9 protein-coding genes are annotated in these 9,873 nt (G+C 74.2%); 2 read left to right on the top strand and 7 right to left on the bottom strand.

Going from position 1 to position 9,873, the window contains the following annotated elements; translation table 11 throughout:
- Positions 1-74: 74 nt before the first annotated feature.
- The 5 genes from cseC to ABFY07_RS17600 all read right to left on the bottom strand — a co-directional run bounded on the left by cseC (position 75) and on the right by ABFY07_RS17600 (position 4,888).
- Positions 75-1,373: a two-component system sensor histidine kinase CseC gene (cseC, locus tag ABFY07_RS17620; RefSeq protein ID WP_346175409.1), complete on the bottom strand. Its 1,299-nt coding sequence runs from the start codon at positions 1,371-1,373 to the stop codon at positions 75-77.
- A gap of 13 nt (positions 1,374-1,386) precedes the next feature.
- The gene (gene cseB, locus ABFY07_RS17615) at positions 1,387-2,091 is read right to left on the bottom strand and encodes a two-component system response regulator CseB (RefSeq protein WP_346175408.1); all 705 of its coding nucleotides are present in this window, start codon (positions 2,089-2,091) and stop codon (positions 1,387-1,389) included.
- A 9-nt stretch (positions 2,092-2,100) separates the two neighbouring features.
- Positions 2,101-3,000 carry a hypothetical protein gene (locus tag ABFY07_RS17610; RefSeq protein WP_346175407.1) on the bottom strand — a complete coding sequence of 300 codons (900 nt, stop codon included), beginning with the start codon at positions 2,998-3,000 and terminating at the stop codon, positions 2,101-2,103.
- Positions 2,988-3,617: a SigE family RNA polymerase sigma factor gene (locus ABFY07_RS17605; protein ID WP_346175406.1), complete on the bottom strand. Its 630-nt coding sequence runs from the start codon at positions 3,615-3,617 to the stop codon at positions 2,988-2,990. The genes ABFY07_RS17610 and ABFY07_RS17605 overlap by 13 nt, the downstream gene beginning before the upstream one ends.
- Before the next feature lie 263 nt (positions 3,618-3,880).
- The gene (locus tag ABFY07_RS17600; protein WP_346175405.1) at positions 3,881-4,888 is read right to left on the bottom strand and encodes an HhH-GPD family protein; all 1,008 of its coding nucleotides are present in this window, start codon (positions 4,886-4,888) and stop codon (positions 3,881-3,883) included.
- A gap of 297 nt (positions 4,889-5,185) precedes the next feature.
- Here ABFY07_RS17600 and ABFY07_RS17595 point away from each other — a divergent pair, with 297 nt between their 5' ends.
- Entirely contained in the window at positions 5,186-5,869 is a 684-nt protein-coding gene (locus ABFY07_RS17595) for a response regulator (RefSeq protein WP_346175404.1), read from the top strand.
- Between the two features lie 158 nt (positions 5,870-6,027).
- Positions 6,028-6,888 (top strand): hypothetical protein, encoded by an 861-nt coding sequence (locus ABFY07_RS17590; RefSeq protein ID WP_346175403.1) that lies wholly within the window; start codon positions 6,028-6,030, stop codon positions 6,886-6,888.
- A gap of 132 nt (positions 6,889-7,020) precedes the next feature.
- Here the strand turns inward: ABFY07_RS17590 and disA are convergent, their stop codons facing one another.
- A complete protein-coding gene (gene disA, locus ABFY07_RS17585) occupies positions 7,021-8,079 on the bottom strand; it encodes a DNA integrity scanning diadenylate cyclase DisA (RefSeq protein ID WP_065961312.1) in 1,059 nt (352 codons plus the stop codon).
- Between the two features lie 236 nt (positions 8,080-8,315).
- Complete coding sequence (gene radA / locus ABFY07_RS17580) at positions 8,316-9,734, bottom strand: DNA repair protein RadA (RefSeq protein WP_346175402.1); 1,419 nt, start codon at positions 9,732-9,734, stop codon at positions 8,316-8,318.
- Positions 9,735-9,873: the final 139 nt, after the last annotated feature.

Below are 9,873 nucleotides of genomic sequence, written 5' to 3'. Positions count from 1 at the left end.
CCCCTCAGTCCAGCCCTCTCAGTCCAGCCCTCTCAGTCCAGCCCCCTCAGTCCAGCCCTCTCAGTCCAGCCCCCTCAGTCCGGCACCTCGATGACCGGGAAGCTCCCCGTGTTGGTGGGCGCGGACTCCGGCAGCCACAGCACCGCCACCGCGCCCTCCCGCCCCTCCGCGGTCGGCTCGGCGTTGCGGAATGTCAGCCGGGCGCCCAGCACCCGCGCCTGGCCCGCGGCGATGGTCAGGCCCAGGCCGTGTCCGGTGCCGGCCCGGTCCTTGCTGCCGGTGCGGAAGCGGCTCGGCCCGTCCTTCAGCAGCGCCTCGGGGAAGCCGGGCCCGTGGTCGCGGACGCGCAGCACCCGCCCCTCGACGGTGACCTCGAAGGGCGGCTTGCCGTGCCGGGCGGCGTTGGCCAGCAGATTGCCGAGTATCCGCTCCAGGCGGCGCGGGTCGGTGGAGACATGGGCGTCGCGCAACACGGTGACCCGGGCCTCGGGGGCCGCGACGCGCACCCGGCGGGAGACGAACTCGGCGAGGGCGATCTCCTGCAGCTCGGCGCGCTCCGCGAAGCCGTCCAGCCGGGCGACCTCCAGGACGTCCTCGACCAGCTGGCGCATCGCCTGTGCCCGGTCCCGTACCAGCTCGGTGGGGCGGCCCGGCGGCAGCAGCTCGGCGGCGGTGAGCAGGCCGGTGACGGGGGTGCGCAGCTCGTGCGCGATGTCGGCCGTCACCCGCCGCTCCGCCTCCAGCCGCTGCTGCAGTGCCTCCGCCATGCCGTCCACCGCGCGCGCCAGGTCGTCGGTCTCGTCCCGCACCCGGCCGCCGATCGCGTCCCGCACCCGGACCTCGGAGTCGCCCTCGGCGAGCTTGCGGGCCGCGGTGGCGGCCTTGCGCAGCCGCCGCGAGAGCTGATCGCCGATGAGCACGCCCAGCGCGATGCCGCCCATGACCACCGACACCGACCCGAGGACGAGGACGCGGTCGAGGTCCTGCAGCACCCGGGCGCGGTCCTTGAACTGGGTGTGCACGGACAGCACCCGGCCGTCCCGCAGCGGCACCGACGCCCACACCTCGGGGCCGGCGGCGCCGGTGTTCCCCAGGTAGGTGGCGCGCAGCCCGCGCGCGGCCTCCTTCTTCAGCTGCTCGGGAAGCCGCTCGTCGTCGAGTTTCGCGCCGAACCCGAGGATCCGGTACTTCTCGTACATCCGCTGGGCGGACTGCACCCGCTCGTTCATCGCCGCGCGGCTGTTGTCGAGCATCGAGACGCGGGCCGCGTTGTGCACGACCAGGCTCAGCGCGACGGCCACCAGCGCGCTCACGGCGGCGATCGCCAGGCTGACCTTCCAGCGCAGACCGGAGCGCAGGGCGAGTTTCACCATCCCGGCTCAGCCCTCAGCCCTTGAGCTTGTAGCCGAAGCCCCGGACCGTCTCGATCCGGTCCTGGCCTATCTTCCCCCGCAGCCGCTGCACATGGACGTCCACGACCCGGGTGTCGCCTCCCCAGCCGTAGTCCCACACCCGCTCCAGCAGCCGGTCGCGCGAGAGCACGGTGCCCGGCGCGGCGGAGAACTCCAGCAGCAGCCGCATCTCCGTCGGCGTCAGCGCGACCTGCGCGCCGGCCTTGCGGACCTCCATCCCCTCCGGGTCCACCTCCAGGTCACCGAAGCGCAGCACCCCGCCGTCGGGCTCCTCCGGCTCGGCGTCCTTGCCCCGGCCGGGCCCGCTCGCGTGCCCGAAGCGGCGCAGCACGGCCCGGATCCGGGCAACCAGGACGGCCCCGTCGAAGGGCTTGGTCACATAGTCGTCGGCTCCCGCCTCCAGCCCGAGGACCACGTCGATCGAGTCGGCGCGCGCCGACAGCATGATCACGGGCACCGTGGACTCGTCGCGGATCCGGCGGCACAGGCTCACCCCGTCCAGCCCGGGCACCATCACGTCCAGCAGCGCGATGTCGGGCCGGTCGGCCCGGAACCGCTCCAGCCCGGTCAGCCCGTCGGGCGCGGCGGTCACCACGAAGCCGTCGCGCTCGAGGGCGAGCTGGGTGGCCTCGCGGATGACGTCGTCGTCCTCGACGAAGAGCACATGGGTTTCGGCCACGGCCTTGCTTCAGCCTTCCGTTCCGTCGGCGGGCGCGGGCGTCTCGTCCTCGTTGGCGTTGGTGACCTTGCGGTCGGACACGAGGAACTGCCGGCGCGTCTCGGCCCACCGGTACGTCGTCACGTCCTCGCCCGAGGGACAGCAGACCGAGTCGTTGGCCGTGTAGATCAACTTGGTGACGCGGAGGTGGCCCTTGGCGATGTCGGCGTAGACGGGCGGGCGCTCGTCCATAAAGACGTTCTCATACGCCCCGCCGACCTTGCGGTACACATACGAGCCGATGCCGAATCCCTCGGTGCAGGTGGTTATGTTGATCACCAGGTCCGAGGCGGTGGCACCGGTCAGCCGGCCGTAGGCCACGTCGACCGGGTAGCCCTTCGACTTCGAGGGGTTCTTGGCGCCGGTCGCGGCCGTCGCGGTGCTCTTCCCGCAGGGCTTCAGGTTGGCCTTCAGCCGCTCGCTGACCTTCGGGTCCTTCTTGACCAGCGCGACGGCGTCGACCTTCTGCTTGCGCGACGTCGAGGCGGGGGAGGACTCGTACGCGGACGAGCCCGAGGAGTCGGCCTGCTCCGACGGCCAGGTGGTACTCGCCGGACCTTCCTTGCGCAGGCCCTGGCTCCCGGCCCCGCATCCGGCCAGCATCAGTCCGCCGATGGCGGCGAAGCCGACGAACGCGCCGCCCGTGAGCAGGGCGGCCCTGCGGGGGGCGATGCGGCGGGCGCTGCTGCGGAGGGCGGGCCTGCCGGAGGCCGGCTTGCCGGGGAGGAGGGCCTGATGGGGGGAGGCCTGGTCCGGGCCGGAGTGGTCCGAGGCGGCCTGGTCCGAGGCGGCGCGGTCCGGGGAGGCCTGGTCCGAGGCGGCCTGCCGAGGGTCGGCCTTGGGAGGAGAGGCCCTGGTCAGGCCGCGCACCGTTCCTGCCCCCGCTCCTGGCCTCGGCGCCGGTCCTGCGGGGTCTGGCGGATCCGGCGGGGCCCGGGCAGCGCGGGCTGCCGGTCCTGGCGGCCCTCCGGGCGGCCGAGCGCGCGGGCGTCCAGCTCGCGGCTCTCCAACTCCTGCCGCAGCCGGGCCAGCGCCCGGTGCAGCGTGCTCTTGACCGTGCCGGTCGACATCCCGAGCGCCTCCGCGGTCTCCTCCGTGGTCATCTGCTCCCAGTGTCGCAGCACGACGACGCTGCGCTGCTTGGGAGCCAGCACTCCGAGGATGTCCATCAGCAGCGCCCGGTCCGCGTGCTGCTCGGTGCCGTCCTCGACCCGCGCGTCCGGCAGCTGCTCGGTCGGCACCTCGTCCAGCTTGCGGGCGCGCCACCACTCGGTGCGGGTGTTGATCATGACCCGGCGGAGGTAGGCGTCGGCCAGCGACTTGTCGGCTATCCCATCCCAGCGGCCGTAGGTGCGCACCAGCGCGGTCTGGAGGAGGTCCTGTGCCTCGATCGGGTCGGGAACCAGGCGGCGGGCGCTGCGGAGCAGCGCGTCCTGCCGGTTGCGCACGTACTCTTCGAAATCCAGAACCTTGCCGCTGCCGGACATCCGCAGCCTCCATCCCGCTGTGTTCCCCACCTGTGTGCCCGGCGGGCGCCGAGCACGGAGAGGACGCTACGGAGCGGCTGTTGCGGCGTGATGTGCATCTGACCTGCGGCGAATGCACAGCTACCCATAGGTTGTGTAACAGCCGGGCCCGTTCGGACGGAGTGTCAGAGTCGGGTCGTGGCCGTGTCACAGCCTTGTCACAGAAACGGCCGCGGCGGGGCAGAACCCCGCCGCGGCGGTCAGGCCGACGGTCAGCTCGGCGGTCAGGTCAGGGGCAGTCGGTAGAGCCCGCCGTCCAGCGGCTCCACGAGGCCGTCGGCGACCAACCCGTCCAGCGCGCGGGCCCGTTGCACCGGCTCGTGCCAGACCTTGTCGAGCGCCGCCTGCGGCACCGGGGCGACCGCCTCCCGCAACACCGCGAGCAGCTTGCCGCGCACCTGACGGTCCGTTCCCGCGTAGGTCTGGCCGCGGCGAGGCGGCCCGTCGTGCGCCGGGGAGCCGGCCGCGCGCCAGGCGCACTGCGCGGTGATGGGGCAGCGCGCGCAGTCGGGCGTGCGCGCCGTGCACACCAACGCGCCCAGTTCCATCGTCGCCGCGGCCCAGCGGGCGGCGGTGGGCTCGTCGGCGGGGAGCAGGGCGCGGGCCAGCTTGCGCTCGGCGGCGGTCGTGGCGTCCGGCGGGAACTCCCGGCCGCTGACCGCGCGGGCGAAGACCCGGCGGACGTTGGTGTCCATGACGGCGTGCCGCTGCCCGTACGCGAAGGAGGCCACGGCCGCCGCCGTGTACTCGCCCACGCCCGGCAGCGCCAGCAGCTCGGCGTGGTCGCTCGGTACGCGGCCCCCGTGCCGCTCCCGTATCGCCACCGCCGCGCCGTGCAGGCGCAGCGCGCGGCGCGGATAGCCGAGCCGCCCCCAGGCGCGGACCGCCTCGCCGGGCGGCTCGGCGGCCAGGTCCGCGGGGGTCGGCCAGCGGGCGAGCCACTGCTCGTACACCGGCAGCACGCGGTTCACCGGGGTCTGCTGGAGCATGAACTCGCTGACCATCACGCCCCACGGGCCGGCTTCGGGGCGGCGCCAGGGCAGGTCGCGGGCGTGGGCGTCGAACCAGTCGATGACGGGGCCGTGCAGGGCGGCCCCGCCGGCACCCGCGGCCCCGCCGGCACCCGCGGACCCGTCGGGGCGGGCGGCGTCGTGTTCGGGGCGGGCGGCGTGCTCGGGGCGGTTCGGGCGGTCGGCGGAGGGCGTGGGGGAGGCGGCGGAGATGGCAGTCATGTCACTGACGATCCTGGCACGCCCGCCGCCCGCCCCGGAAACCCCGGGCCCCGCCGGGGCGTGTCAGCCGCGCGGGGGCCTGGGGCGTGTCAGGCGCGGGCGGGGGCCTGGCCCTGAGCGTGTCAGCCGCGGGCGGGGGCCGGCCCGGGGCGGGGGTGCCGGGGCCTTGGTGCCGGGGCCTGGGTGCCGTGACGTGGCCGCCCTCACGACGGTGCCCTGACTTTCGGCAGGGGCGGCGGCGTACGTCCGCTTGTAGCGTCTGAGTCGCGGAACGACAGTGAGGAATGGCGGGGTGCGGTGAGAAACGACTCGACGATCAGGGTGCTGCTCGCGGACGACGAGGCGATGATCCGCGCGGGGGTACGGGCCGTCCTGGCCGCCGGCCCCGGCATCGAGATCGTCGCCGAGGCGGCGGACGGCCGGGAGGCGGTGGAGGCCGCCCGCGCCCACCGGCCGGACGTCGCGCTGCTGGACATCAGGATGCCCAGGCTGGACGGGCTGTCCGCGTGCGAGGAGATCCGCCGCACGCTTCCGGACACCGCGGTCGCCGTGCTCACCACGTTCTCCGAGGACGCGTACATCGCCCGGGCGCTGGGCGGGGGCGCGGCCGGCTTCCTGCTGAAGTCCGGGGATCCGCACGAACTCATCGCGGGGGTGCGGGCGGTGGCGGGCGGCGCGGCGTTCCTGTCGCCCAAGGTGGCCCGGCATGTGATCAGCGAACTCGGCGGCGAGCGCCTGACCCGCGGCGCCGCGGCCCGCGCCCGTACGGAGAGCCTGACCGCGCGGGAGCGCGAGGTGCTGGCGCTGGTCGGCGCGGGCCTGTCGAACGCGGAGATCGCGCGCCGGCTGCACCTGGTCGAGGGCACGGTCAAGGGATACGTCAGCGCGGTCCTGGACCGGCTTGAGGTCGGCAACCGCGTCCAGGCGGCGATCGTGGCGTATGAGGCGGGGCTGGTCGTCGAGACCGGGCACGGCGGTTGAAAAGAGGTCAGATGGGACGATCGGCCGCCCCCGGTCCCGGCTGAAGCGAGGCGCGGGCGCGGCGCCTGCCGCCGGATCCGGTCAGATGATGAGAAAAGTAGGGCGTGGAGCGGCGGTTATTGGCGGGTCCCGCTTGCGATCTCTCGTAGAGTTTCCGCGTGGGATCTCTGCGCAATCCGATCGGGCCGCTTCCCTCCTCCATCTACTGGCGGCGGAGGGCCGTTGCGGTGGCGCTTCTCGTCCTCGTCGTCCTCCTCGTCATCTGGGCCTTCGGCTGGGGTGGTTCGGGCGGCGACGGCGGCAGAGACGAGGGCAAGGGGTCGGGTGGCGGCGGCGCCGCGAGCACCATCACCCCGGGGCCCACCTCCTCCACCCCCGTCAACAGCCAACGGCCGGGCGGGCGCGACGAGTCGGACGACGGCGGGACCGGCACCGGCGACGCCGGTGACACCGACGGCGGCGGCAGCGGGAGCGGCGACACCGGCGGCGGTACGGACACCGGCGGCGCCGGGGACGGCGGGGGTGCGGGCGATTCCGGCGGCGGGACCGGCGCCGGCCTCGGCATCGGCGACGGTCAGAGCGTCCCGGCCGGGTCGACCCTGCCCGTCTGCACCCGCGGCGACGTCGAGTTGACGGTGCGCAGCGTCAAGGGCTCGCGGGTGAAGAACACGTACGAGCCGGGCGAGGAACCGACGTTCGAGATCGTTGTGAAGAACTCCTCGGACAACCCCTGCAAGGTCGACTTCGGCCGTGCGGCGGCCTCCCTGACCATCACCGACGCCGAGAACGACCATGTGTGGGCGTCCGACGACTGCCCGCAGGGCAGCAAGTCCGTGCTGGTCCAGGTGCCGGGCAACGGCCAGGCCAAGCGCACGGTGGAGTGGGACCGCAAGCGCAGCGCCGAGCACTGCGCGACGCCGTCGGGCAGCGCTTCGGCCAAGGCCGGTACGTACCTGGTCGAGGCGAAGCTGGACGGGCTGGGCACGGCACGGGTGTCGTTCGTGCTGGAGAAGGACTGACGCGCGCGGGGGCCCGGCGGAGCCTCCGCCGGGCGGAGGTCCCCGGGCGGGGGTCCCCGGGTGGGGCTCGGCTGGACGGGGGCTCGGCTGGACGGAGGCCCGCTGGACGGGGCTCGGCTGGGCGGAGGTCCGCTAGACGTACCGCTCCAGGATCGAGGACTCCGCCAGCCGCGACAGCCCCTCGCGCACCGACCGGGCCCGCGCCTCGCCCACGCCGTCCACCATCTGCAGGTCGTCCACGCTCGCCGCGAGCAGCTTCTGCAGCCCGCCGAAGTGCTCGACCAGCCGCTCGATGATGGCGCCCGGGAGCCGCGGCACCTTCGCCAGCAGACGGAAACCGCGCGGCGACACCGCGGAGTCCAGGGTCTCGGGCGAGCCGCTGTAGCCCAGGGCGCGCGCCACATTGGCCAGTTCGAGCAGCTCGGCGTGGGACAGCCGGTCCAGCTCGGCCAGCGCCTCGGGGACCGTGCGGGTGCGCTTGGCGGTGGGCTCGGGCACGTAGTCGCGCGCCACCAGCTCGCGCTCCGGCTCGACACCGGCGATCAACTCGTCGAGCTGGAGCGACAGCAGACGGCCGTCGGTGCCCAGCTCCACCACGTACTCGGCGATCTCGGTGGCGATCCGGCGGACCATCTCGAGCCGCTGCGCGACCGCCGTCACGTCCCGGACCGTGACCAAGTCCTCGATCTCCAGGGCGGAGAGCGTGCCCGCGACCTCGTCGAGGCGGAGCTTGTAGCGCTCCAGCGTGGCCAGGGCCTGGTTGGCGCGGGAGAGGATCGCGGCCGAGTCCTCCAGGACGCGGCGCTGCCCGCCCACGTACAGGGCGATCAGCCGCATCGACTGGCTGACCGAGACCACCGGGAAGCCGGTCTGGATGGAGACGCGCTGTGCGGTGCGGTGGCGGGTGCCGGTCTCCTCGGTAGGGATCGCGGCGTCCGGGACGAGCTGCACGCCCGCCCGCACGATCTTGGTGATGTCCTTGTCGAGGATCAGCGCGCCGTCCAGCTTGCACAGCTCGCGCAGCCGGGTCGCGGTGAACTCGACGTCCAGGACGAAGCCGCCGGTACACAGCGACTCCACGGTCTTGTCCGTGCCCAGCACGATCAGGCCGCCGGTATTGCCCCGCAGGACGCGCTCCAGGCCGTCGCGCAGCGCCGTGCCCGGGGCGACGGCGCTGAGGGAGGCGCGCATCAGACCGTCGGCTTTGCCGGGAGCCGCTGCCCGGTCGCCTGCTGCCACTGCACTCCTCCGTCGCAAGGTCATTCGCTGCCGCGGGCCGCCCTGCTGTGCCGGTGCGCGGGCTACGTACGGGCGAGACCAGGGCAAAGTCTACCGGCGGCCAACACCCTCCCGCCGGGTCTCCCGGCGTACGCCCGTGGGCGGGAGCGGGCGCGCGGCGCCGGCGCCCGGGCTCACCAGGCCGGGCCTCAGGCGCCCGGGGCATCCTCCGGCGCTCGCTCGGCCCGCTTGCGCCGGGGCAGTACGCGCAGTGCGTCCCCTATGTCCGCCACCTCCTGCACCCGCATGCCGGCCGGGATCTTCCCCGGGTCGCCGGGCACCAGGGCGTGGGTGAAGCCGAGCCGCGCCGCCTCGGCCAGCCGCCGCTGCACGCCCGTGACCCGCCTGACCTCCCCGGCCAGCCCCACCTCGCCGATCGCCACCAGGTTCTTCGGCAGCGGGGTGTCGCTCGCCGCGCTGGCCAGCGCGAGCGCCACGGCCAGGTCGGCCGCGGGCTCGGAGAGCTTCACCCCGCCGACCGTGGCGCTGTAGATGTCCCGCTTGCCGAGCGCGCTGATCCGGCCGCGCTGCTCCAGGACGGCGAGCATCATCGACACCCGGGAGGTCTCCAGGCCGGAGGTGGTGCGGCGGGGCGAGGGGATCTGGGAGTCGACGGTCAGCGCCTGCACCTCGGCCACCAGCGGCCGGCGGCCTTCGAGGGTGACGGTCAGGCAGGTGCCCGGCACCGGCTCGGCGCGGCGGGTCAGGAACAGCCCGGACGGGTCGGCGAGGCCGGTGATGCCCTCGTCGTGCAGCTCGAAGCAGCCGACCTCGTCCGTCGCCCCGTAGCGGTTCTTCACGCCGCGCACCAGGCGCAGCCGCGCGTGGCGGTCGCCCTCGAAGTGCAGCACGACGTCCACCAGGTGCTCCAGGAGGCGGGGGCCGGCGATGGCGCCGTCCTTCGTCACATGGCCGACCAGCAGCGTGGACATGCCGCGCTCCTTGGAGGCCCGGATCAGGGCCCCCGCCACCTCCCGCACCTGGGCCATGCCGCCAGGAGCGCCGTCGATCTCCGGGGAGGCGACGGTCTGGACGGAGTCCAGGATCAGCAGCGACGGCTTGACCGAGTCGAGATGACCGAGCACGGCCGACAGGTCGGTCTCGGCGGCCAGATACAGATGCTCGCTCAGCGCGCCGATGCGGTCGGCGCGCAGCCGCACCTGGCTCGCCGACTCCTCGCCCGTGATGTAGAGGGTCCGGTGGTCGGCGGTGGCGGCCTTGGCGGCGACGTCGAGCAGCAGCGTCGACTTGCCGACCCCCGGCTCCCCGGCCAGCAGCACCACGGCGCCGGGCACCAGGCCGCCGCCCAGGACGCGGTCGAGCTCGTCCACGCCCGTGCCGCGCGCGGTGGCCTGGCGGCCGTCCACCTGGCCGATGGGCAGCGCCGCCGAGGTGACCCGGCCGGGCGCGGTCGTCCGGACGGCGGGCGCGCCGAACTCCTCGACCGTGCCCCAGGCATGGCACTCCGGGCAGCGGCCGAGCCACTTGGCCGTGGTCCAGCCGCACTCCGTGCAGCGGTAGGAGGGCCGGTCCTTGGCGGACGATCGAGAGGAGCTACGGGCAGCCATGCCGCAACGCTAGCGCCGGGCACCGACAACGGACGTACGGGAGGCGGCGCAGGGGGAGCCGCCCAGCAGATCCGGGGTGGGAGCCGCGTAGCAGATCCGGGGCGCGGCGGGAGGACACCTGTCCCCTTATGAGGGAGAT

The organism is Streptomyces sparsogenes subsp. cuspidosporus (genome assembly GCF_039532705.1).
In the GTDB taxonomy this organism is placed as follows: domain Bacteria; phylum Actinomycetota; class Actinomycetes; order Streptomycetales; family Streptomycetaceae; genus Streptomyces; species Streptomyces sparsogenes.
Note: the sequence above shows the minus strand (reverse complement) of the source record. Positions and strands in the feature narration are given on the sequence as shown.

What these genes read in the sequence shown, in the direction of transcription:
- cseC (WP_346175409.1), bottom strand. Translation starts at nt 1,373, where the DNA reads ATGGTGAAACTCGCCCTGCGCTCCGGTCTGCGCTGGAAGGTCAGCCTG.
- ABFY07_RS17605 (WP_346175406.1), bottom strand. Translation starts at nt 3,617, where the DNA reads ATGTCCGGCAGCGGCAAGGTTCTGGATTTCGAAGAGTACGTGCGCAAC.
- ABFY07_RS17600 (WP_346175405.1), bottom strand. Translation starts at nt 4,888, where the DNA reads ATGACTGCCATCTCCGCCGCCTCCCCCACGCCCTCCGCCGACCGCCCG.
- disA (WP_065961312.1), bottom strand. Translation starts at nt 8,079, where the DNA reads ATGCGCGCCTCCCTCAGCGCCGTCGCCCCGGGCACGGCGCTGCGCGAC.
- radA (WP_346175402.1), bottom strand. Translation starts at nt 9,734, where the DNA reads ATGGCTGCCCGTAGCTCCTCTCGATCGTCCGCCAAGGACCGGCCCTCC.